The sequence below is a fragment of the Micromonospora wenchangensis genome (genome assembly GCF_002210435.1).
GTDB classification, from domain to species: domain Bacteria; phylum Actinomycetota; class Actinomycetes; order Mycobacteriales; family Micromonosporaceae; genus Micromonospora; species Micromonospora wenchangensis.
Map to the genome: position 1 here is coordinate 64,948 of NZ_MZMV01000010.1, position 25,642 is coordinate 90,589.

The window sequence follows — 25,642 nt, forward strand, 5'->3', positions numbered from 1 at the left end:
ACGTTGGTCGGGAGGGACGTTCGCACAACGCCTCCGGCGTTGGGTCGTAAGAACTTAAAAAGTCTCCGGCGAAAGCCCTCCCGCACGGAGCATCTTCCGCCGTCCGGTTCCTGCCGTCAAGTCCTTCCCGACGGCTTTTCACCACCCACCGCGAAAACCCGGTCACTCAGAGATCCACTCGGACCGCCCTGCGCCGTGGTCGACACAACGGGGCCGAAGAGGCGGTGTCCCGCCGCGCAGACACCGCAACGCGCGCCCCGACGAGTCGATCATCGGGGCGGCGGCGGGGCACGACGCGCGGCGGGCAGTGGGTGGCGCGCAGGGAGTCAGGAGAGGAGACCGGCGTCGCGGGCCGCCCGCAGGGACGGCTTGATCCGGTGGGTGGGGCCCACCTGACCGGCGACCGCGTCGATGGTCTTCAGGCCCTCGCCGGTGTTGAAGACGACCGTCTCGGCGGCCGGGTCGAGCCGGCCGGACTCGACCAGCTTGCGCAGCACCGCCACGGTCACCCCGCCGGCCGTCTCGGCGAAGACGCCTGTGGTACGGGCCAGCAGCCGGATGCCGGCGCGGATCTCGTCGTCGTCGACGTACTCCATCCAGCCGCCGGTACGCCGCACCGCCTCCAGGGCGTACAGGCCGGCGGCGGGGTCGCCGATGTTGAGGGACTTGGCGATGCCGGTCGGCCGGACCGGGGTGATGGTGTCGGTGTCGGCGTGCAGGGCGGCGGCGATCGGGTTGCAGCCGGCCGACTGGGCGCCGAACACCCGCCAGCCCCCGGCCGGGGCCTCGACCAGGCCGATCTCGACCAGTTCGGTGAACGCCTTGTCGATCTTGGTGAGCAGTTCGCCGGAGGCCATCGGGATGACCACCTGGGCCGGGATCCGCCAGCCGAGCTGCTCGGCCACCTCGTACCCGAGGGTCTTGGAGCCCTCGGCGTAGTAGGGCCGGACGTTGACGTTGACGAAGGCGGTGTCCTCGAACTCGTCGGTCTCCACCAGCTCGCCGCAGAGCCGGTTCACGTCGTCGTACGAGCCGTCGATGGCGACCAGGTCGCCGCCGTAGACGGCGGTGGTGATCACCTTGCCCTGCTCCAGGTCGCCCGGGATGAAGACCACCGAGGGTGCGCCGGCGCGGGCCGCGTGGGCGGCCACCGAGTTGGCCAGGTTGCCGGTCGAGGCGCAGGCGAACCGCTCGAAGCCGAGCGCCTTCGCGGCGGTGAGCGCCACCGAGACCACCCGGTCCTTGAACGAGTGGGTCGGGTTGGCGCTGTCGTCCTTGACCCACAGCGGCGCGCTGATGCCCAGCTCGGCGGCAAGGTTGGGGGCCGCCACCAGCGGGGTCAGCCCCGGGTCCAGGGTGACCCGGGTGGCCGGGTCCTGGCCGGCGGGCAGGAGGGCGGCGTACCGCCAGATGTTCTGCGGGCCGGCCTCGATCTGCTCGCGGGTGACGCGGGCCAGCGCGGCGGTGTCGTAGTCGACCTCCAGCGGGCCGAAACACTCGTAACAGGCGTGCTGCGCGGCGAGCGGGTAGCGGGCGGAGCAGGCGCGGCAGACCAGGGCGCGGGCGGGGCTGGCGGCGGTGTCGATACCGGGGGCGGCGAGCGTCGACGTCATGTCGATTCCTCTCATCTTTCCCCGCATCGCACCCTGCGGCGGGGACGGAATTGGCACCTGCCCCGCCGGACGCTCAGCGATGAGCGCGCGGGGTGGTTGCCGGGGCGTCGTCGGGCCGTATCCCTCAGCCCCTCTGGATGAGGTATGCAGTTGTGGGACCGAGTCTAGGCAGCTTCGCGGCCATCGCCCAGCCTGCTTCCCACGGTGTGAACCATGGCGTTGGACACCCCGCCGCCGGGCACCGGCCGGACACCCCGGTCGGCACCGATGTTTCGGGCAAGTTTCCAGCTCAACACGCCCGTACGCACGGGGCGGAGAACGCCGTACGCCGGCCCCCCGGTCGGCCCCTGACCGCGCTCCGACAGGCCGACCCGGGCCGGCCGTGGAGCCGATGACCGGCATTGCCATCGATCAGTACGGTGCGGGTGATCTGACGTCGAGAGAGGACCCCCGGCAATGCGACGGATACCGTTGAGCCTCACCAGCCTCGCCCTGGTCTGCCTGCTCACCGCGTGCGGGGGTGAGCAGGGCACGACGGACGGGGCGGCGCCCACGGTCGGCCCGTCCACCGAGCCCTCGACCGCGTCGGTGCTGAACGCGGCCACGCCCGAGCCGACGCCCACCGACGTCGAGCCGACCCCGCAGCAGAAGAAGAGCGCCCCCGGCACCGCCCCGGCGGCCACCACCACCGCCCCGGCACCGGTGGTCAAGGCGCCGTTGACCTGTGCCCACCTGGCGGGTGCCAAGCTCGGCAGCAGCAAGACGCCCTACAACGGCTATCCGGACTACCTGCCGTTGACCGAGGGACAGTGGTCGGGCGAGGACGGCGCGACCGTGACGCTCCAGAAGCCCTGCGGCATCGGCGACCTCGACGGCGACGGCGCGGACGACGCGGTCGGCGTGGTCTCGATCAACTCCGGGGGCAGCGGCACCTTCTACACCGTCGCGGTGTGGCGCAACAGCGGCGGCCTGCCGGTGTTCCGGGCGCTGACCGACCTCGGCGACCGGACCCCGGTCGTGTCGGTGAGCGTGGCCGGGCGGCGGGCCACCGTGGTCTGGCTGACCCGCAGCCCCAGCCGGGGCATGGCCGAGCTGGACATCAAGCGCACCTCGGTCTACAAGCTCGCCGGCAGCACGCTCACCGAGGTGAGCCACACCGACGCTCCCTACAACCCCTGACCTGCCGCGTCGCCGGGGCCGCCGCGTCGTGGCGGCCCCGGCGACGCGGGTACGTCAGACCGGCACCGAGGTGGGCTCGGAGGCCGGGGCCGCCGGGGCGTCGGAGCGCCGGCGGCCGAGCAGCGTGTCGAGCGCCCAGGAACCCGGGCCGAGCACCGCGATCAGCAGGAACGACCAGCAGAACAGCGCGGACAGCTCGCCGCCGTTGCGCAGCGGCAGCAGGTCCTCCGGCTGGTGCACCACGAAGTAGGCGTACGCCATCGAGCCGGACGCGAGCAGCGCCGCGGGCCGGGTGAACAGGCCGGCCAGCACCAGCGCGCCACAGACCAGCTGGATCAGCGCGGCCCACCAGCCCGGCCAGGTGCCGAACGGGACAGCCTTGCCGGTCATCGGGTTGCCGCCGAACAACCCGAAGACCGACGACAGGCCGTGCAGCATGAACAGCAGGCCGATGACGATGCGGTACAGGGACAGGGTCGGCCCGCCGAGCCGAGAGACGTTCATGGGAACCTCCATGGAAGGGATTACTTCCCACCCATGATGAGGCATCGAAGCAGTTAAATCGATAAATTCTTTGTTACTGGGAAGATCCCGCCGCGAGACAATACCCCACCTTCCGCACCCCTGGTCGCCGCCCGCCGGCCGACGCCGGGGAGGCCGGCGTCCAACCCGCCCACCGCGCCCGCGCCGACCGCCCGTCGGGGCGGTCGGCGCGGCCGGGAACGTAATGATTGTTAACTATGAATTAACTGTCATCAAGTTCATAGGCAATGTTTATGGTAAATGAATATGCGCACAATTCGCGTAGCCTCCGGCGGGTCCGCCGCAGCCAGGCGGCACCACCGTCCGCCCCCGACCGCCACCCGCCGGGCGACGCGGCCGGCACGACCCACCGACCGCCGCGTCCGACCCCCGCCCCGGCCGGCGTCACCGCACCACCGCCCCGCCACGTGCACGTTGACTGAAGGCGTCGGCAGGCATGGAGACCCGCCTCCCGCCCCGGCGGCAGCCGACGCCCACGACCGTCCACCCCGGCCCGCGCGCCGGCTTCGGACGACAGCAACCGGTTGGCGCGGTATTCCCGGGAGACCCCGAAAGCCGGACCCATCAGCAATTCACCCGGCCCCCGCGCCGGGGCGTCCCCCGTCGCGTCCGGGCCGCCGCCCACGGCTCCGACCGACCCGCCGGGCAGTTCAATAATCCTTAACAACCCGCATCGCGGTAACGACCGCCGTAATACGTTAACCTCGTCAATACGTTACGCCCGGAACTGCGAACCCACCCCCGGATTCATCAGTCGCCCACACCACCCCCGACCGGCCCGCGATTCTCGTGCCGGCAATTTTCCATTTCCACCGGACGAGGTGACCCAGTCGACCGGTGAGGCAATTCCGTGCGTCACGTCGACCATCCATCCCCCCTGGTCGAGAGCGGTCCGCCAGCTCCCCGTCCCGGCTGACGCCACCTCGACCCGCATTCCCGGAAAGGACCACCGTGCGACGTCGACCACTCCTGCCGTCACGACTGCTGGCCACATTCGGCACCCTGATTCTGCTACCTCTTCTCGCCACCCCGGCCAGCGCCGACACCCGGCCCGAATCGATACGGCTGCTCGCCAAGGCCGCCGCCGACGAGTGTTTCGCCGGGGTCGGGGTCGACTATCCCCCCGGGCCGCCCTGCGCCGTAGGCCAACCCAAGGTCAACCAGTCGTACGTCTGGGGGCTCGCCCAGTCCGGCCGCCGACTCTGGTTCGGCACCGGGGCGAACGTGCTCTGCCTGAAGCCCAAGGGCTACCAGGTCCGGGAGCCGATCCTCAACGCCGACTACGTCTGCGAGTTCAACCAGAGCCAGCCGGCCCGGAACAATCCGGCCTGGCCGGCCACCCTCGGCGACCACCGCGCCCCCGAGGTCTACACCTACGACCTGGCCACCGAACGGCTCACCGAGCGCACCGCCGACATCACGTCGGCCTCCCCGGCGGACGCCAACCTGTTGAACACCACGGCCGGGCTGCGCAGCGCCGCCGCCCACCAGGGGGTCGTGCTGCTCGCCGGCCCCAGCGTGATCGGCGGGGTCAACGTGTTCGCCTTCGACGGCATCACCGGCCGGTACCTCGGCGCGACCAACCTCTCCGCGTACGAGAACATCAGGCACTGGGTGGTGGCCGGTGGCGTGCTCTACGCCGGGGTCGGCGTGGGCATCAACGGCGGCGAGGCGGGCAAGGTGCTGCGCTGGACCGGTGACCGCACCACCCCGTTCGCGTTCACCGAGGTCGCCGACCTGCCCACCCAGGTCGCCGACCTGACCGAACACCAGGGCCGGCTCTACGTCTCCACCTGGCCCAAGGCGATCGTCGAGGGCGCCGTCGCCCCGTCCCCGGTCGACACGGTGGCCCCCGGCGACAGCGGCACCCCGCTGGCGCCACCCCCGGCCGACGACCCCAACGACCTGGCCAGCATCTGGATGAGCCCGCTGCTCGCCGCCGGCGCACCCGGTCTCAACCCGGAGGACGCCGGGAACTGGACGCAGGTCTGGTCGGCCGCCGAGTACGAGCCGGACCCGGTGGTCCGCCGGGCGTACGCCCTCGGTGGGCTCGCCTCCTTCGGCGGCCGGCTCTACTGGGGCACCATGCACGTGCCGCTGCAGGCGACCGCCCTGCACGTCTCGGTGTACCCGCCGCGCACCCCGGCACAGCTCCAGGCCACCGTGCAGAACACCCAGCGGGCGTTCGCCGTCTTCCGGGGCCAGAACCTCGGCGGTGCCCACGAGCGGATCGAGACGCTCTACGGCGAGTCGACCCTGCCGGCCTTCGACCCGACCGCGAACAACGGCGTGGGCACCTGGGCACCGGCACCCACCGGCGTGACCCCGGTCTACGGCGGTTCCGGCTTCGGCGACCCGTTCAACCTGTACGCCTGGAAGATGGCGGTGGCCGGCGGCCGGCTCTACATCGGCACCATGGACTTCGCCTACATCTCGCTGGAGGGCCAACTGCCGACGCCTCCTGCGGCCGGTGCCACCACCCCGCCCACCTTCGGCTCCGACCTCTGGGCGTTCGACGCGCCGGACCGCCCGGCCCGCGCGGTCGACACCGGAGGCTTCGGCAACCCGCTCAACCAGGGGGTACGCACGATGATCGTGGACGGCTCCACGCTCTACGTCGGGATGGCGAACCCGATGAACCTGCGTACCGACCCGACGCCCGGCGTCCCCAAGGGGGGCTGGGAGCTGATCAAGGTCAGCCGCCGGTGACCCCGGCCGGCTGACCGTGGCCCGGCGGCCGGGGTGGTCCCCACCGGCCGCCGGACCACCCCGGCCCGCGCGTCACGCCCGTCACCGGGTGTGCCGCGCGGGCCGGGGGCACGTCGCCGACCGGGCGACGCCGGGCCGGGCGGTCACGGGGCGGCGAGGGCCTCGGTGGGCGAGAGCCGACTGGCCCGGATCGCCGGGTAGAGCCCGGCCAGCGCGCCGATCGCGATGGTCGCCCCGATGCCGCCGGCCACCACCCAGAGCGGCACCACCGTCGGCCACCCCTGCGAGCTGGCGTAACCGGCGGTGACCAGAGCACCGACCAGCACCCCGCCGACGCCGCCCAGGGCGGACAGCAGCAGCGACTCGGCGAGGAACTGGGTCCGGATCTGCCCCCGGGTGGCACCCAGCGACCGCCGCAACCCGATCTCGGCCCGCCGCTCGATCACCGAGATGACCATGGTGTTGGCCACCCCCACCCCACCGACCAGCAACGCCACCGCGCCCAGCCCGAGCAGCAGGCCGGTGAACGCCTCGTCGGTGGCCTGCTGGGCGGCGAGCGCGTCCGACGGCCGGGAAACCTGGATCTCGTTGGACTGCTCCGGGTTGGCCGTCGCCGCCAGCACCGCCCGCACGGCCTCGACGTGCTGCTCGGCCGAGCGGGTGTAGATCCGGGTCGGATGCCCGTCCAGGCCGAGGTAGGTGGTCGCGGCCGGCCAGCCGACCAGCGCCGACGAGTCGAGTTCCGGGGCGAGCGGGACCGGCCGCAGGATGCCGATCACGGTGAACCACCGCCCGTCGACGTACACCTGGATGTCCGGCCCGGCCGCGCCGAGGCCGAGCCGCTCGGCGGCCACCGACCCGAGCACCGTGGCCGGATACCGCGCGGTGGCCTCGTTGAGCCAGGTCCCGCTGGCCAGCGAACCGCCGACGGTGTCGAGGAGGTCCAGTTCCACCGCCTGGGTGCCCAGGCCACCGGTCTCCGCCGCCGGAATCCGGTCCGACCGGTAGACCGGGGTGTCCGCCAGTTGCGCGGTGGCCGACACCTGACGTACCGGGCCGATCCGGCTGATCATGCCGACCGCCTCGACCGGCAGTTGGGCGTCCGCACCGAACAGGGTGCTGCCCGGCGCGACGGTGAGCAGGTTGGTGCCGAGGGCGGCCAGCGTCCGGTCCAGGTCGGCCCGGGACGACGACGAGATACCGACCACGCTGATCATCGCCGCGATGCCGATGGCGATGCCCAGGGCGGACAGGAACGCCCGCAGTGGCCGGGTGCGCAGCCCCACGCCGCCGACCCGCAGCACGTCCCGTGGGCTCATCCGGGCCGGTCGCAGCCGCTCCGGCCGCCCGGTGCCGTCCCGGCGTCCCGCGCCGGTCGGCCGCAGTGGCGTCGTGGTCATCGGAGCACCCCTCCGGTCGGCGCGGCGGAGTCCGCCACGATCAGCCCGTCGCGCATCTGCACCTGCCGGGGCAGGCTCGCCGCGATCTCCCGGTCGTGGGTGATGACCACGACGGTGGTGCCGGCCGCGTGCAGTTCGTGCAGCAGCTCCATCACCCCCGCACCGGAGCTGGAGTCGAGGTTGCCGGTCGGCTCGTCGGCCAGCAGCAGCGGCGGTTCACCGACCACCGCCCGCGCGATCGCCGCCCGCTGCCGCTCACCGCCGGAGAGCTGGTGCGGCCGGTGGTCCAGCCGGTGCCCCAGGCCGACCCGTCGCAGCGCCGCCTCCGCCCGCCGCCGCCGCTCCCGCCGGGGCACCCCGGCATAGAGCAGGCCGTCCGCCACGTTCTCCACCAGGGGTACGCCGGCAGCCAGGTGGAACTGCTGGAACACGAACCCGATCCGGCTGGCCCGCAGCGCGGACAGTTCCCGGTCGGACAGCCGGGCGGCGTCGTACCCGTCGATGCGGACCGCGCCGGAGCTGGGCCGGTCCAGGGTGCCGATCACGTTGAGCATGGTGGACTTCCCCGACCCGGACGGGCCGACGATGGCCACCAGGGCGCCCCGGTCGACGGTCATCGACACCCCGCCGAGGGCGGCGACCGTGTCGCCGTACCGTTTCGTGACGTCGCGCAGCTCGACCACGTGGTCGGGGCCGGCGGGCCGGGCCGGCTCAGTCACCGGGCATCCCCACGGTCATGCCCGCGGTGACCCCCTCGCCGGAGACCTCCACCCGGCCGGCCGCGAAGAGACCGGTGCGCACCGCGACGATCCGGGTGCCGGTCTCCTCCACCACCTGGAGCCCGTAACCGCCCTCGGCGAGGGTGAGCAGCGCCGCGACCGGTACGGAGAGCACGTCGGCGCGTTCCGAGGCGATCAGGCCCAGATCCACCGCCGCCTTGTCGTAGCCGGCCAGCACCTTCGGGTCGTCCCCGGTGACGGTGACCTCGATCTTGGTTTCGGTCTCCGGGTCCTTGCCGGACGCCGCCGACGTCTGCACCACCGTCTCGACCGTGTCGACCTTGCCGGTGCTGCGGGTGCCGTCCGGCAGGGTGATGGTCACCTCCGCGCCCTTGCGGGCCAGCCGCTGGTCCTCGACGTCCAGGGTGCAGGTGACCAGCCGGGCCGTGCCGGTGGTCGACAGCACCACCTTGCCCGCGCCGACGGTGTCGCCCACCTCCACGGCGTGGCTCTCCACCCGCACCTCGCCGGGGGCGTAGGCGATCCGCGCCGGTTCGACCTGGCCGGTCTCCGGCAGGCCCAGGTCCTCCTGCCAGTCGCGGACCGCGTCGGCGGTCGCCGAGGTGAAGTCCTCGTCGACGTCGAAGCCGGTGTGCCCGAGCGCGGCGAGGTTCTGCTCGAACTGCTTGACGTCGGTGCCGCTGACCCCGGACCGCAGCATCCGGTACGCCGGCAGGCCGCCGTAGAGCAGCACCACCGGCTCGTCGTCGATCCGGTAGAGCGCCTTGCCCCGCTTGACCGTCGCGCCACCCGGGGCGAGCCAGGTGACCGTCCCGGACAGCCGGCTCTCCCGGGCGCGCGGGGTGCCGTACCCCAGCTCGCCGTTCTTGGTCTCCCGGTCGACCAGGGTCTGCCGGGTCACGGTGGCGGTCGCCGGCGGCCGGTCGACGGCGGCGGACCGGTCGGCCCGGCCGTCGGCGGCGGACGTGACCGCGACGACCGCCACCGCCACGACGAGCAGGGCCACCGCACCGAGGAGGACCCCGGCCCGGGGACGTCGCCGCCGGGTCGGTGGCTCGTCGGGTGCGGTGGCGGTCGACTCGGCGGGACGGGCCGTGGTGCTCATGACGTCCTCCGGCGTTCACCCAGGTTGGGCATGATCTCCCGGCACTTGTCGAACGCGGCCCGCACCTTCGGGTCCTTCAGGTCGATGTTGGCCCGGCCGGGCTGGATGCGCCCGTCGGCGGCCGGGTCCGGGAAGTCCGGCACGCCGTTCTCCCGCATGCAGCCGGCCAGCTTGCGGACCTGCTCGGTCTGCTCGGCGTCGAGCTGCCGGGGTTGACCGCCGTTGGGGGCGTACTCGCGGCACTGCTGCAGCGCCGCCTGCACCTTGCCCAGGTCGATGTCCGACCCCGCGTCGAACCGGGGCCCCTTCTGCCCCGGCTGCGGGTCCGGCACGTCGAGGCCCTGTTCCCGCAGGCACGCGGTGAACTTGAGCTGGCGTTGCTCGTCGCTCAGCCCGGCGGCGGAGACCGAGGGCTCCGCGCCACCGCCACCGGCGGTGGCCACCCCGGGTTCGTCGTCGCCCCCGCCCTGGCAGCCGCTCAGGGCCAGCGCCGCCAGCACGGGCAGGGCCAGCAGCAGGCCCAGTGGATTTCGTCGCATCGTCGGTCTCCCTTCGGCCGGCAGAGAGCCGGCATTACGGATAACTCAACTCCTGAGGCGGTATCCAGGGCATAAGCGATGGCGTTAACGCGGTGGTTATCCCGGCATAGGCGAGGATGGAACGGTGCGCGTACTGGTGTGCGAGGACGAGAAGCTGCTCGCGGACGCGATCGCCGAATGGCTCCGCCGGGAGTCGTTCGCGGTCGACGTCGCGTACGACGGCGACGCGGCCCTGGAACGGATCGGCGTCAACGGGTACGACGTGGTCGTCCTCGACCGGGACCTGCCCGTCGTGCACGGCGACGACGTGTGCCGGGCCCTGGTCCGTGCCGAACGGGACACCCGGGTGCTGATGCTGACCGCTGCCGCCGCCGTGCGGGAACGGGTCGCCGGCCTGGCCATCGGCGCCGACGACTACCTCACCAAGCCGTTCGCGTTCGTCGAGCTGAGCGCCCGGGTGCACGCGCTGACCCGGCGCACCCGGCCGGCCGCCCCGCCGAAGCTGAGCCGGGCCGGGATCGTCCTGGACCCGTCCCGGCTGGAGGTCACCCGGGACGGGCACTTCGTGCCGCTGTCCCGTAAGGAGTTCGGCGTGCTGGCCGAGCTGCTGCGCGCCGACGGCGCGGTCGTCTCCGCCGAGGACCTGCTGGAACGGGCCTGGGACGAGCACATCGACCCGATGACCAACGTGCTGCGGGTCACCGTGATGAAGCTGCGCCGCAAACTCGGCGACCCGCCGGTCATCGAGACGGTGCCCGGGGTGGGATACCAGATCCGATGAGGAAACCGACGATCCGGGCCAGGCTCACCCTCATCTACGGCGGCCTGTTCCTGCTCGCCGGCACGGTGCTGCTCGCCGTGACGTACGTGCTCGTCGACCAGCGGCTCGCCCACGGTCTCGGGTTCAACCTGCGCGGCAGCGGCGGCAAGGATTCGATCTCGCTGCCGCAGGGCACCCAGATCAGCGCCAACCAGGCCGAACACCTGCGCACCATCGTCCGGCAGGTGCAGGACGACGCCCGCCGCGACGCCCTGGACTCGCTGCTCACCCAGGGCGGGGTGGCACTGGCCGTGGTGACCATCGCCGCGGTCGCCTTCGGCTGGCTGGTCGCCGGCCGGGCGTTGCAGCCGTTGCAGCAGATCACCGGCACCGCCCGCCGGATCGCCGGGGCCGACGGGGCGGGCCGGGGGCTGCACGAACGGATCGCCCTGGTCGGGCCGACCGACGAGGTGAAGGAGCTGGCCGACACGTTCGACCTGATGCTCGAACGCCTCGACCGGTCCTTCGACGGGCAGCGGCGCTTCGTCGCCAACGCCTCGCACGAACTGCGTACCCCGCTGGCGATCAACCGGTCCCTGGTGGAGCTGGCGATCACCCGGCCGGACTCCCCACCCGAACTGCGGCAGCTCGGGGAGACCCTGCTGGCCGTCAACGAACGCCACGAACGGCTGATCGACGGGCTGCTCACCCTCGCCGACTCGGAGAACGCCCTGGCCGAACACGCCGAGGTGGACCTCGCCGAGATCGCCGGGCACGTCGCGGAGCAGACCGCCCGGTCGACCACGCTCGCCGTCACCCGCGAACTGGCCCCGGCACGTACGGCCGGCGACCCGGTCCTGCTGGAACGGCTCACCCAGAACCTGGTGGAGAACGCCGTCCGGCACAACGTCGACGTCGACGGCTGGCTCTCGGTCGCCACGGCGGTCGTCGACGGCCGGGCCACCCTGACCGTCAGCAACAGCGGGCCGGTGGTGCCCGGGTACGAGGTCGAGACGATGTTCCTGCCGTTCCGCCGGCTCAACCGGGAACGGGTCGCCGGTCAGCGGGGCTTCGGCCTGGGGCTGTCCATCGTCCGGGCGGTGGCGCGGGCACACGGCGGGACGGTGCGGGCCGTGCCCCGCCCCGACGGCGGCCTGGTGGTCACCGTCTCCCTGCCCAGCCCTTCCTGACCGGCCCCGCAACCCCGGTCGTGATCGACCCAACGGGGCCCGTGTTGCGGTATCCGACGGCAGTGATAGCGCAACATCGGCCCCGTTGCGACGGCGAGCCGCCAGACGGGCCGGGTCAGCTCGTAACGTCCTTGCGGGTGAAGCGCCAGAAGGCCAGACCCCAGAACAGGGTGGCGTAGCTGACCGCCGAGATCGCACCCCGGACCACGTCGTCGGTCTGCATCGGGGTGGACAGCAGGCCCAGCCAGGCGCTGCTGTAGTGGGTCGGCAGGAAGTCGCGCAGCACCCCCAGCGCGGTGATCTGGTCCAGGATGCTGGACAGGATCCACAGCAGCACCGCGCCACCGACCGCACCCAGCGCGGCGTCGGTGACCACCGACAGCAGGAACGCCAGCCCGGCCACCACCAGCAGCACCACCGCCAGGTAGCCGAGCACCGCCAGCAGCCGCACCAGCCCCTCGGTGGGGGTCAGCTCGGCGGCGACCTGGCTGGTCAGCGGCGACCAGCCGTAGCGCAGGGTGCCGGCGAGCAGGGCCGTGCCGGCCAGCAACAGCAGGGCCAGCCCCGAGTACGCCAGCGCCACCAGCAGCTTCACCGTCAGCAGCCGGGCCCGGGGCACCGGCACCGCCAACAGGTAGCGCAGGCTGCCCCAGCTCGCCTCGCTGGCGACCGTGTCACCGCAGAACAGCGCCACCACCACGACCAGCAGGAACGACGCCGACACCAGGATCGAGAAGAGGGTGAAGTTGAGCCCGCCCGAGGTGGCCAGGTCGGCGAGGCTGGCGAACTCGCCCCCGCCCCCGCCGTCGTCGTCCCCGGAGTCGAACTGGAACGCCACCAGGATGATCAACGGCAGCAGCACCATGAACCCGAGCGCCAACTGGGTACGCCGCCGCGACGCCTGCCGGCGGAACTCCGCCCCGAACGGCAGGGTCGCCCCCGGCCGGTACCCGGCCGCCGCCCCACCCGGCCCGAACTCCCCCACACCCGACGGGGAACCCACCGAAGAACCTGCCATCACCGGTCACCGCTTCCCCGAGAGTTCTCGCCCACCAGGGCGAGGAACGCGTCCTCCAGGCGACGCCGTGGCACCACCCGGTCCACCCCGATCCCGGCCCGGACCAGCTCGGCCACCACCTCGCTGCGGGCGGTCCCGTTCGTGTCCACCACCAGCCCACCGGCGTCGTCGGCGGTCAGCACCTGCACCGCGTCGAGGCGGCCCAGCACCTCCCGCGCGGCGGCCTGGTCGGTCACCTCGAACAGGGTGCTCGGCGACTCGCCGACGATCTCCTCGACCGGACCGGAGGCGACGATCCGGCCCTTGTTCACCACCACCGCGTGCGTGCAGGTCTGCTCCACCTCGGCCAGCAGGTGACTGGAGACCAGCACCGCCCGGCCGTCGGTGGCGTAGCGCTGGAGCACCCGGCGCATCTCCGCGATCTGCGGCGGGTCCAGCCCGTCGGTCGGCTCGTCGAGCACCAGCAGCTCCGGCAGGCCCAGCATGGCCTGCGCGATGGCCAGCCGCTGCCGCATCCCGTGGCTGTAGTTCTTGGTCCGCCGGTGCACCGAGTCGCCCAGTCCCGCGATCTCCAACGCCTCGTCGAAGTGCGCGTCGGCCCACGGCCGCCCGGTCGCCCGCCAGTACGCCTTCAGGTTGTCCAGGCCGGACAGGTGCGGCAGGAAACCGGGCCCCTCCACCAGCGCGCCGATCCGCGACAGCACCGGCGAGCCGGGCACCAGCCGGTGCCCGAAGACGTAGATCTCCCCGGCGGTCGGCTGGGTCAGGCCCATCAGCACCCGCAGGGTGGTGGTCTTGCCCGCGCCGTTCGGGCCGAGCAGCCCCATCACCTGGCCGGGGTGCACCTCGAAGTCCACCCGGGACACCGCGACGAACCCGTCCGCGTACTCCTTGCGCAGGTCGCGGACGGCGAGCGGGATGCCCGCGTACTCGGGGTGGACGGAGTCGTCCTGGCGGCGGTGCCGGCGGCGGACCACAGCGACGAGCCCGACGAGCCCGACCAGGATCGCGGCCAGCAGGCCGACCAGCACCCAGCGCCACACCGTCGCGGTGGTCGGGATAGGCGAGGCGGTGACCGTCGGCAGGCTCACCGCCCCGTCGACCGCCACCGTGTAGACGGCCGGCGCGGCCGGCGTGGTGTACGCCTGGTCGGCGGTGGCCAGCACCACCCGCAGCCGGTGTCCGGCCTCGACCCGACGGACGATCGCCGGCAGGGTCACCCGGACCGGCTGCGCGGCGTCGATCGTGGCCGGCAGCCCGGTCAACCGGATAGGGGCGACCAGCCCGTCGGGCAGCGTCGCCGCGCCGGCCGGGTCGACGTCGTAGAGCTTGGCGAACAGCACCGCCTCGCCGGTCGCCGACGCGGCCCGGACGGTGACGGTGGGCGCGCCCACCACGTCCACCGCCTCGGCCAGCGGCGTCGACTCGAACCGGGCGTGCTGGCCGGGCACGTCGCCGGCCACCCCGTCGAGCAGGGAGCCGAGCGACCCGGCGAACGGGATCGCGGAGATCGCCGCCGGGTTGCCGTTGGGCGGGTTGGCGACCGGCTGGGCCGGCCCGGTCACCGGCACCTCCCGCCGCGCGTCCCCGGTCACCCCGGGATAGTCGGCGGTGCGGTACCCGGTGGCGACCAGTCCCCGGTCGAGGGCGTCGAAGCCGGCGATCCGGGAGAACGTGAAGTCGTCACCGGGGGCCGCGCCGGTGCCCTTGACGTAGTGGTCCAGCCACTGCACGGTCAGGTACTTCACCCGGTCGGAGTCGCTGGTCGGCCCGGTGCCGCCGTCGTGGCCGCCGGTGAACCAGGCCACCCCCACGGGGGTGCCGCCGGCGGCGATGCCGCGCGCGTTGGCGTCCGCCTCGGTGAGCGGGAAGAGGGTGTCCGCCTCGCCCTGCACCAGCAGGGCGGGGGCCTTGATCCGGTCCAGCACGCCGGCCGGGGAGGAGCGCCGGAGCAGGTCCACCGCCGCCTGGTCGGCCCGCCCGGTGGTGGCGATCCGCAGGTACGCGGCGCAGACGTCGGCGGCGAACCGGCCGCAGGACGGGTCGGCGGCGGCCCCCGGGGCGCGCGGCGACCGGCTACCCGGCCCGTCACCTGGCTGCGGGCTGGGCGCACCGGCCGACGCGGGGGCCCCTTCCGGCTGGGCGGCGGCGGTGTTGCCGGAGAGCCCGGCCGGCCCGGAACCGGCGCTGCCGCCGCCCCCGAAGAAGATGCCGGCCCAACCCTTCTTGAACACGCCCTCGGTGGCCGGCTTACCGGTGCTCTCCGGCAGGAAGGCGCGGGACAGGTCGTTCCAGGTGATCATGGGGACGATCGCGTCGACCCGGGGGTCCTGGGCGGCCAGCAGCAGGGCCAGGCCGCCGCCGTACGAGCCGCCGACCACCCCGACCCGGGGGTCACCGGCGGCGTCGGTACGCACGTCGGGGCGGGCGGCCAGCCAGTCCAGCAGCCGCTGGGCGTCGCGCACCTCGTAGTCGGGGCTGTCCAGGTGGATCTGCCCGCCGCTGCGGCCGAAGCCCCGCGCCGTCCAGGTCAGCACCGCGTAGCCCTGGCCCACCAGGTCCTCGGCGTCGGCGCGGACGGAGTCCTTCGTACCGCCGAAGCCGTGCGCCAGCAGCACGGCCGGGACCTTCCGGTCGGCCGACGCCCCCTCGGGCAGGTAGAACGTGGTGTCCAGGTCGACGGGCTCGTCACCGGCGGGTCCGGAGCGCACGGTGAGCATGGTCGACTCGGTGCGGAAATCCGGCCGGTCCGGCCAGACCGCCCAGCCGACGACCGCCGCCAGCAGGACGACGACCACCGACGCGGCTACCGCGCGACGGCCGGTGGGCAGGGCACGACGGACCCGTGCGGCCGACAACGGCGATTTCATTCGGCTCACGGTACGGCCCGGAAGCTGAGCGTTGGCTGAGATCCGCCGTACGTCCGTCCTGGCCAGCCGATCGTCGGTCGGACAGGGCAAACCGCACAAGGTCACCCGGCGTTCACGCAGAACGAATTCGGATTACGTGAATTCACGCGTAAGCCGCTATATAGCTATGGAAACGAGCATGTCACCGTGACAACAGTACGCAGCGTCACGAGCAGGTCAATCTTGCGTCACATCACTCGAAGTGACGCAAAACTGACCCGCGTAGACCTCCGGCCAGGGATCACCCGTCGATTAGGTTCTCGGTCCGACGCACGGGACCGAAGTGTCACGCCATCCCGAACCCCTGCGCCGCCGCCGGAGGAGACAACCATGACCGTTCCCGCCTCGCGGGTCCGTCGACGGCCCAGGACACCGGGCCGCCTGTTGCCGCTGCTACTCGCCACCGCGCTACTGCTGCCGGTGGCGTTCCTCGTCGTACAGGGCTACCGGCTCGTGGACACCGACCGCGAACTGGCCGAACGGGAACGGCTCGGCGTCGAGTACCTGCGCGCCCTCGGCCCGGTCACCGAGGCGCTGGTCGACGCGCAGACCGCCGCCGTCGCCGGCCGACCGGTGCCCCGCGACGCCCTGGACCGGGCGGTGGAGGAGGCCGCGGCGGTCGACGCCCGGGTCGGCGGCGAACTGCGCAGCACCGAACGGTGGGCCGGCCTACGCGCGAAACTGGAGGGCCTGCCCAGCCGGTCGCTCACCGACCCGGAAACCGCCTTCACCGCGTACGGCGAGGTCACCGACCTGCTGCTCGCCCTGCACGGCAAAATCCGCGAAACCTCCGGCCTGATCCGCGACCCCGGTTCCGACTCGTACTTCCTCCAGGACGGCGTCGGTGAGGAGATGCCGGAGGCGACGGTCGCCGCCGGACGCCTCGTCGACCTGGCCGTACTGGCGCAGCGACGCCCCGCCGCCGACCAGGCCCGCACCGTGGGTGAACTGGCCACCCTCCGGTTCGCCGCCCTGCAACCGGCAGGTGACCTGGTCAACGACCTTCAGACGGTGGTCGACACCTCGGAGAGCGCCGACATCGGCGCCGACGTGCTCACCCCGTTCGACAAGTACCAGCGGGCCGTCGAGGCCCTGGGGGCGCTGTCCCAGCCCCGGGGCCGGACCCAGGAGCTGGACGTGGCGAAACTCGCCGCCGCCCGGACCCAGGCGCAGACCGCCGCCCGGGAACTCCAGCCGGTCCTGCTCGACGAGATCGACCGGCTGCTGCGGCAGCGCATCGACCAGCTCGACCGCGACGCCCTGCTGATCCTCGCCGCAGGTGGGGTGGCCGGACTGCTCCTGGTGGCGCTCGGCGCGAGCGGTTGGCTCACCCGCCGCCGCGGCGACCGCCCGACCGGCCGCGACACCCCGGCCGTCGAGCCGGCCGACGCGACCGGGCCCGCCCCGTGGGACCCGCCGACGCCGCCCGGCCGCCTGCCCACCGGACCGGTGCTCCAGCCGGCCGGCCGGGGCACCGAACCCGACCGGTGGAGGCCCTTCGATGCTGCTCGGTAGGCTGCGAATCCGGGGCAAGCTGGCCCTGCTGGTGGTGGTCCCGCTGCTCTGCATGGCCGGGCTCACCGTGCCGGTGGTCTGGGAGCGGGCCTCCGAGGCCCAGCGGGCCGGCGACATCGCCGACCGGGTCCGGATCGCCAGCCGGGTCGGCACGATCCTGCAACACCTCCAGCAGGAACGCCTGCTCGCCGTCGGCCTGCTGCTCGGGCAGGTGCAGCGCACCGACCTCGTGCAGAAGATCGCCGAGGTGGACGACCGGGTCGCCGACCTGCGCACCGACCTCGGCGACGACCTGCCCGCCGAGGTCGACACCGCCCTCGACGGGGTACGCCAGCTCGCCGCCCTGCGGACGGCGGCGGTCGCCGGGCAGACCGGCCCCGACCAGCTCATGGCCGGGTACGGGCCGGTGAACACCGCCCTGATCGACTCGCTGCGGCTGCGGCTCAACGCGGACACCCGTACCCCGGCCGGACGACAGGTGCTGGCCCTGGACGGCCTGCTGCGCACCGGCGAGAGCCTCAGCGCCGGGGCCACCCTGATCGTGCTGGTCGCCGCCCGGCCCAACGCCCAGACCGTCACCGCCTACGTGGCCAACTTCGCCGTCCTCCAAGACGAGAGCGCCCGGCTCCAGGCCCTGGTCACCCCCGAGCAGCTCGACCTGCTCACCCTGGAGGAGATCGCGGTCGCCAACCGCACCGGGCCGAACTTCATCGACCAGAGCGCCGTCGACCCGGCCACCGCCATCGGCGCGCTGGACGTGGCGACCCTCTTCCCCACCGTCGGCTCGATGATCACGCTCGGCCAGTTCGTCGAGAAGAAACTGGCCGCCGACGTCACCGCCGAGGTACGCGCCGACCGGCAGGTGGCGCTCGCCGGGGCGTACTGGGTGACCCTGCTGATCGTGACCATCCTGATCGCGGTCATCCTGCTCACCATGGCGGTCGGCCGGGCGGTGGCCCGACCGCTCACCCGGCTGACCCGCTCCGCCGACCGGGTCGCCCGGGTCGCCGAGTCCGAACTGGTCCGGGTCGCCGACGACGAATCCGAGACCACCCCACCGGTACGCCTCGACCCGGTCGACGTGGGGGCCCGGGACGAGATCGGCGACCTGGCCCGCGCCTTCGAGCGGGTGCAGAACACCGCCGCCCGGCTGGTGGAACGGCAGGTGGCGAGCCGACGCAACGTGGCCCAGATGTTCGGCCACGTCGGGCGGCGTACCCAGAACCTGGTCGGCCGGCAGATCGCCCTGATCGACCGGCTGGAGCAGCAGGAGACCGAGCCGGGGCGGCTGGAGCACCTGTACCGGCTCGACCACATCTCCAGCCGGTTGCGCCGCAACGCGGGCAGCCTGGTGGTGCTCTCCGGCGCGACGGGCGACGACGCGCACGTCGCACCGGTCCCGGTCGCCGACGTGGTCCGGTTGGCCCTCGGTGAGATCGAGGACTACACCCGGGTGGACGTGCAGGTCCCGCCGGAGGTGGTCGCCGCACCGGCGATCGTCGGTGACCTGGTGCTGACGCTGGCCGAGCTGATGGAGAACGCCACCGTGTTCTCCCCGCCGCACACCCGGGTCGTGGTCACCGCCGAGACGACCGACGACGGCGCCCGGCTGGCCGTCATCGACCAGGGCATCGGGATGAGCGAGCAGCGGCTCGCCGAGGAGAACGCCCGGTTCACCCGCCGGGAGCGGCTGGACCTGGCCCCGTCCGAGGTGCTGGGACTCTTCGTGGTGGGTCGGCTCGCCCGCCGGCACGGCTGGACCGTGGAACTCGCCGCGACCCCGGGCGGCGGGGTGACCGCCAGCCTGGTGCTCCCCGGCTCCGCCCTGGCGCGCCCCACGGCCGGGCGTACCGGGGAACCCGTCAGCCGGGTCGCGCTGCCGTCGCGGGACCGCCCCGTGACGATCCCGCCGGCCGGACTGCCGTCGCGGGAACGGCCCGGACCGACCGGCCCGGTCACCGGGCCCGGCACCGACGGCCCCCTGCGGACCGGCCGCACGCCGGTCGTGCTCGACGCCGGTCCCGCCCGGCACACTGTCGACGCCGCGTCGACCCGGCCGGTGGTCGACGCCACGGCGCTGCCCGGGTTCGACCCGACGCTACTCAGCAAGGCGACCAGGAGCATGGCGGCCACCGGCCCCTGGGACGCGTTCGGCACCGCGCCGGCCGACGCGGAGCCGGGCACCGGCACCGACCCGGAACCGGGCCTTCCTGTCGGCGGCGACCCGGTCGGGACCACGACGGTGCTGCCGGCCCGGGGCACCGCCACGGTGACCCCGGTGGCCGACTCGCCGCGCCCGACGGTCCCGCAGGCCGTCCTGCTCCCCACCGTGGGGCAGCCCACGACGCCCACGGCGGACCGGCCGGCCCCGCTGCCGGGCATCCGGCAGCGGGTCCCCGGTGCCAGCCTGCCCCGCACCGCACCGGTCGTCGGGCCGGTGGACGGCAGCCGGGCCGATCCGGAGGCCGCGCGGGCCCTGGTCGAGCAGTTCCAGTCCGGGGTGCACCGGGCCGAACAGGCCGGGCCGACCGCCCCGCCCGCTGCCGACCGGCCCCCCGCCGCACCGGCGGTGCCCCGGCTGACCCGGCGGATCCCGGGTGCCAACCTGACCGTCTCACCGCCCCGGCAAGCGCCGAGTGAGAATCCGGGAGATCCGGGCGAGGTCCGCGATCTCATCAACGCGTTCGAGACGGGCGTCGCCCGGGCTCTGCGCGAAGTCCGCACCGACCACCGCACTGAAGAAGGAACGACACGGTGACCAGCCCGCACGTACACGAGAACGTCGACTACCAGAACCATTCGGCCGGGGACCTCAGCCCGGAGGCGCGCACGTTCAACTGGCTGTTGGACTCGTTCACCTCCAGCACCGCCGGCGTCCTGGAGGCCATCGCGGTCTCCTCCGACGGGCTGCTGATGGCCATGTCGTCGATCAAGGACCGGTCCAACGCGGAACGCCTCGCCGCCGTCGTCTCGGGCATGACCAGCCTGGCCGGCGGTGCCGCCAGCTGGTACGCCCTCGGCGGGCTCAACCGGGTGATCGTGGACATGGCCGACGGCTACCTGCTGATCACGGCGATCAGCAGCGGTTCCGTGCTCGGCGTGATCGCCGACCGGTCGGCCAACCTGGGCACCGTCGCGTACGAGATGACACTCTTCGCCGGCCGGGCCGGCGGCGCGCTGACACCGAGACTCATCGCCGAGCTGAAGAACGCCGTTCAGCAATGACCCGGGACGCCGCTGGCGAGGAACCGGAACCCGAACCGATGGTCCGGGTCCGCCCCTACCTGCGGACCCCGGTGGGCGACCCGACACCGACGCCCGTCCCCGAGCCGGAGACCGACCGCCCCGCCAGCCCCCGCCCGTTCGTGCTGACCGCCGGACGGGTGGCCGGCGCGGACCCGGCGATCGGCCTGGAGACCCAGGTCACCGCCCGGTCCGGGCCGGGCCGGGCCGCCGCCGTGGCGGCCCTGCTGGCCCCCGAGCTGCAGGCGATCGTCGCCCTGTGTGGTGAGCCCATCTCGGTGGCGGAGATCTCCGCCCGGATGCGGCTGCAGCTCGGCGTGACCCGGGTGCTGGTCGGTGACCTGCGGGCCGCCGGCCATCTCGACGTGCACGTCGGCGCCGTCGACGACGCATTTGACCCCGACCTCATCCTGCGAGTGATTGATGGACTCCGTGCGATCTCCTGAATGGCCGGTCGCCCCGCTCGGCGGGCTCGCCGCGAACAGTGCCTCCGCCCGTTACGGACAGCCCGTGGGCGGTCCTCCCCCGGCACCGCAGCACCCGAGCGCACCACCGGCGTACCGACCACCGGCGGCGTCGGCGACACCGACGGAGGACACCCGGACCGGGCCGCCGGCCGCGCCGCCGATCCCGGTCAAGCTGCTCATCGCCGGGGGGTTCGGGGTGGGCAAGACGACCACGGTCGGTGCCATCTCCGAGATCGCCCCGCTGACCACCGAGGCCGAGATGACCAGCGCCGGGATCGGGGTGGACGACCCGGGGGCCCGCAGCGGGAAGACCACCACCACGGTGGCGATGGACTTCGGCTGCGTGACCATCGACCGGAGCCTGAAGCTCTACCTGTTCGGCACGCCCGGCCAGGACCGGTTCGGTTTCATGTGGGACGACCTGGCGCGGGGCGCGCTCGGCGCGTTGGTGGTGGTGGACAGCTCCCGGCTGGACGACTGCTACCCGGCGATCGACTTCTTCGAGCGGGCCGGTCTGCCCTTCGTGGTCGGGGTGAACACCTTCGACGGCCGGCTGACCCACGAGCTGGGGGCGATCCGGTGGGCGCTGGCGATCGGCGACCACGTGCCGCTGGTGCAGTTCGACGCCCGGGAACGGCTGTCGGTGCGGGACGCCCTGCTGGTCGTCCTGGACCGGGCGCTGGACCGGGCGGTTCGGGAGAAGGGCGCCTGACCGAACCGACGCCCGGTCGTTTCCATCGGAGAGGGGGACGTGATGAGGGGTGGCCTGGACGAGACACTGGCCCGGCTGGCCCGCCGTGAGGAGGCCCGTCGCCGCCGGTCGGCCGATCCGGAGACCGACGACGGCGGGTCGACCCTGGCCTTCGAGGCCACCGGCCGCGCGACCACCGCCCCGGCCGGTGTCGACTCGGCCCACCCCGGGTCGGCCGCGACCGAGCCGGCACGTCCCGGGCCGGGACCTGCCGCGACGGCGGCTGCCGAACTGGCCCGCACCGGGCCCGGGTGGGCCGGGCCGGGCCCCGCCCCCGGCGGCGACCCGGTGGAGGAGGTGGCCGAGGCGGTCCGCCGGGTGGTGGCCACCCGTCCCGGGCTGACCGTGGTGCTGCGGGTCGAGTACGCGGGACGCACGTACCCGCTGCGGATCGAACAGGCGCAGCCCGCGGCCCGCAACGAGCGGCCGGGCGTCGGGGCGCGCACCGACCGGCCGGAGAACGGGGTACGCAACGAGCGGCCCGAGGTCGGGGCGCGGGCGGGTGTCGACCCCCCGGCCTCCCCGCCACCGGCCTGGCCGCTGGCCGACCGGACGCCACCGGCGTGGACCCCGGCCCGGGAGGTGCCTGGTGTCGATCCGGCCGCCCGGCTCGCCGAGATGATCCGGCGGGACCCGACCCTGCTCGACAACGACACCTGACGGTACGACCGGGCGCGGCACCCCGGGTCCGGGCCGACCGGGCGCTGGCCTGGGCGGTCGTACCGGCTGACCACGGGCGTCGGCGGCGGCGGGCGGCTACTGTCGGGCGATGCCCGCACCGGATCTGACCCTGACCGCCAGCCTGCGCCCGGCCGCGCTGGACGCCCGACGTGGCATCGTCCGGCTGCACCCGGAGGTACTCACCGCCCTGGCCCTGCGCCCGGGGGACCCGGTACGGCTGGCCGGCAGGCGGGTCACTGCCGGGATCGTCGCGCCCGCCGAGCCGACCGCCAGCGCCGCCCTGCTCTACGCCGACGACCTGACGCTGGGCAACCTCGGGCTGCGCGACGGCGGTCAGGTGACCGTCGGTCCCGCCCCGGTGACCCCGGCCCGTCGGGTGACCCTGGCCGGCCCGGTGTCGGTGCTCGCTGCGGTGTCCCCGGAGATGCTCCGGCTCGCCCTGCTCGGCAAGGTCGTCAGCGAGGGCGACAACGTCTCGCTGCTCCCCCAGGACGTGCTCCCCGACGCCTCGGTTCGCGGTCTGGTCGAGGCCGCCCGCCGCAGCCTCGCCAACACCGTCGGGTACGCCTGGACGAGCACCCTGTTGACCGTGGTCGCCGCCGATCCGCAGACCGGTGGCCTGGTCACCATGGACACCGTGGTCGGTTGGGAACACGGCCAGGTCACCCACGGTTCGTCCGGCCCGGCCGACCCCGGGCGGGTTCCGACCGGCCGGACCGGGGCGGCTCCGGCCGGCAGCACGACGGCCCCGACCGGCAGCGCGACGGGCGGGGAGGCCGGCGGGACCGGGCACGACGACGACGTGCCGCACGTGGACGAGCTGCCCGGCCTGCGGGCGCAGGCCGAGGAGCTGACCGAACTGTTGGACCTCGGCTTCCACCACCGCGAGGTGCTGGGACGGCTGGGCACCACGGTCTCGCTCGGTGTGCTGCTCAGCGGGCCGGCCGGCTCGGGCAAGTCGGCGCTGGTGCGGGCGGTGGCGAAGGCGGTGGGTGCCCGGGTACGCCCGCTGTGGGCACCGGAACTCGCCGCGCTGACCAACGACGCGGCGGCCCGCCGGCTGCGCGAGACCGCCACCGAGCTGGCCTCGGGCGGGCCGGCCGTGCTGCTGGTCACCGACGTGGAGGCGCTGGCCCCGGCGGAGGACGCCGGGCCGCTGGCCACCGTGTTCCGGCAGGTGCTCGCCGGTGCCGTCCGGTCGGGCACGGCGGTGGTGTGCACCACGTCGCGGCCGGAGTCGGTCGATCCGGGGTTGCGCGCGCCGGATCTGCTGTCGCTGCGGATCTCGGTGCCGCTGCCCGATCCGGCGTTGCGCCGGGAACAGTTGACCGTGTTGACCCGGCAGGTGCCGCTGGCCGAGGACGTCCGGCTCGACGAGGTGGCCGGGCGTACCCCCGGGTTCGTCGCCGCCGACCTGGCCGCGCTGGTCCGCGAGGCCGGGGTGCGGGCGGCGCTGCGGCAGAAGACGGCGCAGACGCCGACGGTGGCGATGGCCGACTTCACGGCGGCGCTGGAGGTGGTCCGGCCGACCACCATGGCGGCGTCCACGCTGGAGCTGGCGACGGTCACCCTGGACGACGTCGGTGGTCTCGGCGAGGTGAAGCAGACCCTCACCGAGTCGGTGCTCTGGCCGCTGACCTACCCGGACACCTTCGCCCGGCTGGGGGTGCAGCCGCCCCGGGGGGTGCTGCTCTACGGGCCGCCCGGGTGCGGCAAGACCTACCTGGTGACCGCCCTGGCCGGGACCGGACGGGCGAACGTGCTGTCGGTGAAGGGTGCCGAGCTGCTGTCCAAGTGGGTGGGCGAGAGCGAGCGGGCCGTGCGGGAGCTGTTCCGCCGGGCCCGCGAGGCCGCGCCGACGCTGGTCTTCCTCGACGAGATGGACGCGCTGGCCCCGGTGCGCGGCCAGGCCACCGACGGCGGTACGACCGACCGGGTGGTGGCCGCCCTGCTGACCGAGCTGGACGGGGTGGAGGCGCTGCGCAACGTGGTGGTGATCGGGGCGACCAACCGCCCGGACCTGGTCGACCCGGCCCTGCTGCGCCCCGGCCGGCTGGAACGGCTGGTGTACGTGCCGCCGCCGGACGGCCCGGCCCGCGCGGAGATCCTGCGGGCCGCGTCCCGCGCTGTGCCGCTCGCCGAGGACGTCGACCTGGCGGCGCTCGGCGAGGAGTTGACCGGCTTCTCGGCGGCGGACTGTGCGGCGCTGGTGCGGGAGGCGGCGCTGGCCGCGATGCGGGAGTCGCTGTCGGCCGCCACGGTCACCGCCGCGCACGTCGCCACCGCCCGGGACCGCGTCCGCCCCTCCCTGGACCCGGAGCAGGTCGCCTGGCTGGCCGCCTACGCCGACAAGCACGCAGGCTGATCCTGCTGGTGTCGCCCGTGGGGTGCTGCGCGGACCGGCGGTGCCGGGCGGCATTCGGCGGTGCCGGGCGGCATTCGGCCGTGCCGGGTAGGTCGGCCAGTGCGGGCGTGTCGTCGGGGCGGATGGATGTGCCGGTGAGCGATATGCCTGAGCGGCATAAATATGACTGGTAGTCATATCGCTCACCGTGGGAACCGCGACCGTCGGCGACACGCCGCCCGCGCGGGCCGTCGGCGGGGTCAGCCCTCGGCCGGGCCAGCCGTCGGCGGGATCAGCCGTCGGCGGGGGGCGTCGCGTCGAGTGAGATCTCCGCGTACACCTTGTCGTCGTCCTCGCGGAGCTTGGCGCCGCAGTTGCGCAGCACCGCGACGGCCCCCAGGTTGTCCGGGGTGGTCTCGGAGACGACGGAGTGCATGCCGGCCGCCGCCGCGGCGTTGAGCAGTTGCCGCAGGGCCGCCGCGCCGAGCCCCTGGCCCCGGGCCGACCTGCCGAGCCACATCCCGGTCTCGACCACGCCGGGAGCGTCGCAGCGGGTCATCCGGATCATGCCGACCACCTCGCCGCCGGCACACACGGCGAACATCAGGGTGCGGGTCGGGCCGTCCAGCCCGCCGAAGCTGGCCCGGTGGAAGTCCCGGAACGCGTCCCGACGGGCGAGCGACCAGCCGGCAGGGGCGTCGACCGGGGGCATGACGTCACTCGGCTCCGCCTCGGCCGCCGCTACGGAGAGCAACGATTCCAGGTTCGCCTCGTCCACCGGTTCCAGCCGTACCGTGCCTGCCACGTGCCGCAGTCTGCCGGCCGCACCGGCCCCCGTCCACCCCTTTGGCCGGTGACTGGCGGTCTGGTCGCAGGTCTCGGCCGGTCGTCCCATCGGAGCGGGGAACCTCACGCTCCGCTGTCAGCGCGGGCGGG

The 25,642-nt window shown here is 73.8% G+C and carries 20 protein-coding genes and 1 riboswitch; of the genes, 11 read left to right on the forward strand and 9 right to left on the reverse strand.

Annotated elements, in window-relative coordinates:
* Window positions 1–326: 326 nt before the first annotated feature.
* On the reverse strand, window positions 327–1,613 hold the full coding sequence (gene thrC / locus B5D80_RS08225) for a threonine synthase (protein WP_088643191.1): 1,287 nt from the start codon (window positions 1,611–1,613) through the stop codon (window positions 327–329).
* An 8-nt stretch (window positions 1,614–1,621) separates the two neighbouring features.
* A riboswitch (SAM riboswitch) is annotated at window positions 1,622–1,757 on the reverse strand.
* Window positions 1,758–2,069: 312 nt separating this feature from the next.
* Between thrC and B5D80_RS08230 the strand changes: the two genes are divergently transcribed.
* On the forward strand, window positions 2,070–2,792 hold the full coding sequence (locus B5D80_RS08230; RefSeq protein ID WP_088643192.1) for a hypothetical protein: 723 nt from the start codon (window positions 2,070–2,072) through the stop codon (window positions 2,790–2,792).
* A 54-nt stretch (window positions 2,793–2,846) separates the two neighbouring features.
* On the opposite strand, the gene B5D80_RS08235 is transcribed toward B5D80_RS08230, so the two are convergent.
* Window positions 2,847–3,296: a DoxX family protein gene (locus B5D80_RS08235; protein WP_088643193.1), complete on the reverse strand. Its 450-nt coding sequence runs from the start codon at window positions 3,294–3,296 to the stop codon at window positions 2,847–2,849.
* 990 nt (window positions 3,297–4,286) lie between these two features.
* Here B5D80_RS08235 and B5D80_RS08240 point away from each other — a divergent pair.
* A complete protein-coding gene (locus B5D80_RS08240; RefSeq protein WP_245854338.1) occupies window positions 4,287–6,044 on the forward strand; it encodes a hypothetical protein in 1,758 nt (585 codons plus the stop codon).
* Window positions 6,045–6,187: 143 nt separating this feature from the next.
* Here B5D80_RS08240 and B5D80_RS08245 read toward each other — a convergent pair whose 3' ends face one another.
* The 4 genes from B5D80_RS08245 to B5D80_RS08260 all read right to left on the reverse strand — a co-directional run bounded on the left by B5D80_RS08245 (window position 6,188) and on the right by B5D80_RS08260 (window position 9,828).
* Entirely contained in the window at window positions 6,188–7,363 is a 1,176-nt protein-coding gene (locus B5D80_RS08245) for an ABC transporter permease (protein ID WP_211291435.1), read from the reverse strand.
* Window positions 7,364–7,440: 77 nt separating this feature from the next.
* On the reverse strand, window positions 7,441–8,127 hold the full coding sequence (locus B5D80_RS08250) for an ABC transporter ATP-binding protein (protein WP_211291436.1): 687 nt from the start codon (window positions 8,125–8,127) through the stop codon (window positions 7,441–7,443).
* A gap of 28 nt (window positions 8,128–8,155) precedes the next feature.
* Window positions 8,156–9,289, reverse strand: coding sequence for a peptidoglycan-binding protein (locus tag B5D80_RS08255; RefSeq protein ID WP_088643195.1), 1,134 nt, complete (start codon window positions 9,287–9,289; stop codon window positions 8,156–8,158).
* Window positions 9,286–9,828, reverse strand: coding sequence for a hypothetical protein (locus tag B5D80_RS08260; RefSeq protein WP_088643196.1), 543 nt, complete (start codon window positions 9,826–9,828; stop codon window positions 9,286–9,288). Before B5D80_RS08260 ends, B5D80_RS08255 begins: the two co-directional genes overlap by 4 nt.
* A 124-nt stretch (window positions 9,829–9,952) precedes the next feature.
* Here B5D80_RS08260 and B5D80_RS08265 point away from each other — a divergent pair, with 124 nt between their 5' ends.
* Both B5D80_RS08265 and B5D80_RS08270 read left to right on the forward strand, forming a co-directional pair.
* Window positions 9,953–10,609: a response regulator transcription factor gene (locus tag B5D80_RS08265; RefSeq protein ID WP_088643197.1), complete on the forward strand. Its 657-nt coding sequence runs from the start codon at window positions 9,953–9,955 to the stop codon at window positions 10,607–10,609.
* Window positions 10,606–11,778 carry a sensor histidine kinase gene (locus B5D80_RS08270; RefSeq protein ID WP_088643198.1) on the forward strand — a complete coding sequence of 391 codons (1,173 nt, stop codon included), beginning with the start codon at window positions 10,606–10,608 and terminating at the stop codon, window positions 11,776–11,778. The genes B5D80_RS08265 and B5D80_RS08270 overlap by 4 nt, the downstream gene beginning before the upstream one ends.
* 115 nt (window positions 11,779–11,893) lie before the next feature.
* Here the strand turns inward: B5D80_RS08270 and B5D80_RS08275 are convergent, their stop codons facing one another.
* Window positions 11,894–12,796 (reverse strand): ABC transporter permease, encoded by a 903-nt coding sequence (locus tag B5D80_RS08275; protein ID WP_088643199.1) that lies wholly within the window; start codon window positions 12,794–12,796, stop codon window positions 11,894–11,896.
* Entirely contained in the window at window positions 12,796–15,666 is a 2,871-nt protein-coding gene (locus B5D80_RS08280; protein WP_088643200.1) for an alpha/beta fold hydrolase, read from the reverse strand. The genes B5D80_RS08275 and B5D80_RS08280 overlap by 1 nt, the downstream gene beginning before the upstream one ends.
* Before the next feature lie 369 nt (window positions 15,667–16,035).
* Here B5D80_RS08280 and B5D80_RS08285 point away from each other — a divergent pair, with 369 nt between their 5' ends.
* The 7 genes from B5D80_RS08285 (at window position 16,036) to B5D80_RS08315 (ending at window position 24,727) form a co-directional block, all read left to right on the forward strand.
* A complete protein-coding gene (locus B5D80_RS08285) occupies window positions 16,036–17,220 on the forward strand; it encodes a hypothetical protein (RefSeq protein WP_088643201.1) in 1,185 nt (394 codons plus the stop codon).
* Window positions 17,207–19,978, forward strand: a complete 2,772-nt coding sequence (locus B5D80_RS08290) for a sensor histidine kinase (RefSeq protein ID WP_088643202.1) — start codon at window positions 17,207–17,209, stop codon at window positions 19,976–19,978. Before B5D80_RS08285 ends, B5D80_RS08290 begins: the two co-directional genes overlap by 14 nt.
* The gene (locus tag B5D80_RS08295) at window positions 19,975–20,445 is read left to right on the forward strand and encodes a roadblock/LC7 domain-containing protein (RefSeq protein WP_088643203.1); all 471 of its coding nucleotides are present in this window, start codon (window positions 19,975–19,977) and stop codon (window positions 20,443–20,445) included. Before B5D80_RS08290 ends, B5D80_RS08295 begins: the two co-directional genes overlap by 4 nt.
* Window positions 20,442–20,909 carry a DUF742 domain-containing protein gene (locus B5D80_RS08300; RefSeq protein WP_088643204.1) on the forward strand — a complete coding sequence of 156 codons (468 nt, stop codon included), beginning with the start codon at window positions 20,442–20,444 and terminating at the stop codon, window positions 20,907–20,909. Before B5D80_RS08295 ends, B5D80_RS08300 begins: the two co-directional genes overlap by 4 nt.
* A complete protein-coding gene (locus tag B5D80_RS08305; RefSeq protein ID WP_211291430.1) occupies window positions 20,887–21,642 on the forward strand; it encodes a GTP-binding protein in 756 nt (251 codons plus the stop codon). The genes B5D80_RS08300 and B5D80_RS08305 overlap by 23 nt, the downstream gene beginning before the upstream one ends.
* Before the next feature lie 42 nt (window positions 21,643–21,684).
* Complete coding sequence (locus B5D80_RS08310; protein WP_088643206.1) at window positions 21,685–22,341, forward strand: hypothetical protein; 657 nt, start codon at window positions 21,685–21,687, stop codon at window positions 22,339–22,341.
* Between the two features lie 109 nt (window positions 22,342–22,450).
* Window positions 22,451–24,727, forward strand: a complete 2,277-nt coding sequence (locus tag B5D80_RS08315) for an AAA family ATPase (RefSeq protein ID WP_088643207.1) — start codon at window positions 22,451–22,453, stop codon at window positions 24,725–24,727.
* 271 nt (window positions 24,728–24,998) lie between these two features.
* On the opposite strand, the gene B5D80_RS08320 is transcribed toward B5D80_RS08315, so the two are convergent.
* Window positions 24,999–25,511 (reverse strand): GNAT family N-acetyltransferase, encoded by a 513-nt coding sequence (locus B5D80_RS08320; protein ID WP_088643278.1) that lies wholly within the window; start codon window positions 25,509–25,511, stop codon window positions 24,999–25,001.
* Window positions 25,512–25,642: the final 131 nt, after the last annotated feature.

Coding starts and splice junctions, on each gene's coding strand:
- thrC (WP_088643191.1), bottom strand. CDS start 1,613: ATGACGTCGACGCTCGCCGCCCCCGGTATCGACACCGCCGCCAGCCCC.
- B5D80_RS08230 (WP_088643192.1), top strand. CDS start 2,070: ATGCGACGGATACCGTTGAGCCTCACCAGCCTCGCCCTGGTCTGCCTG.
- B5D80_RS08235 (WP_088643193.1), bottom strand. CDS start 3,296: ATGAACGTCTCTCGGCTCGGCGGGCCGACCCTGTCCCTGTACCGCATC.
- B5D80_RS08245 (WP_211291435.1), bottom strand. CDS start 7,363: ATGAGCCCACGGGACGTGCTGCGGGTCGGCGGCGTGGGGCTGCGCACC.
- B5D80_RS08255 (WP_088643195.1), bottom strand. CDS start 9,289: ATGAGCACCACGGCCCGTCCCGCCGAGTCGACCGCCACCGCACCCGAC.
- B5D80_RS08260 (WP_088643196.1), bottom strand. CDS start 9,828: ATGCGACGAAATCCACTGGGCCTGCTGCTGGCCCTGCCCGTGCTGGCG.
- B5D80_RS08270 (WP_088643198.1), top strand. CDS start 10,606: ATGAGGAAACCGACGATCCGGGCCAGGCTCACCCTCATCTACGGCGGC.
- B5D80_RS08275 (WP_088643199.1), bottom strand. CDS start 12,796: ATGGCAGGTTCTTCGGTGGGTTCCCCGTCGGGTGTGGGGGAGTTCGGG.
- B5D80_RS08280 (WP_088643200.1), bottom strand. CDS start 15,666: ATGAAATCGCCGTTGTCGGCCGCACGGGTCCGTCGTGCCCTGCCCACC.
- B5D80_RS08285 (WP_088643201.1), top strand. CDS start 16,036: ATGACCGTTCCCGCCTCGCGGGTCCGTCGACGGCCCAGGACACCGGGC.
- B5D80_RS08290 (WP_088643202.1), top strand. CDS start 17,207: ATGCTGCTCGGTAGGCTGCGAATCCGGGGCAAGCTGGCCCTGCTGGTG.
- B5D80_RS08300 (WP_088643204.1), top strand. CDS start 20,442: ATGACCCGGGACGCCGCTGGCGAGGAACCGGAACCCGAACCGATGGTC.
- B5D80_RS08305 (WP_211291430.1), top strand. CDS start 20,887: ATGGACTCCGTGCGATCTCCTGAATGGCCGGTCGCCCCGCTCGGCGGG.
- B5D80_RS08310 (WP_088643206.1), top strand. CDS start 21,685: ATGAGGGGTGGCCTGGACGAGACACTGGCCCGGCTGGCCCGCCGTGAG.
- B5D80_RS08315 (WP_088643207.1), top strand. CDS start 22,451: ATGCCCGCACCGGATCTGACCCTGACCGCCAGCCTGCGCCCGGCCGCG.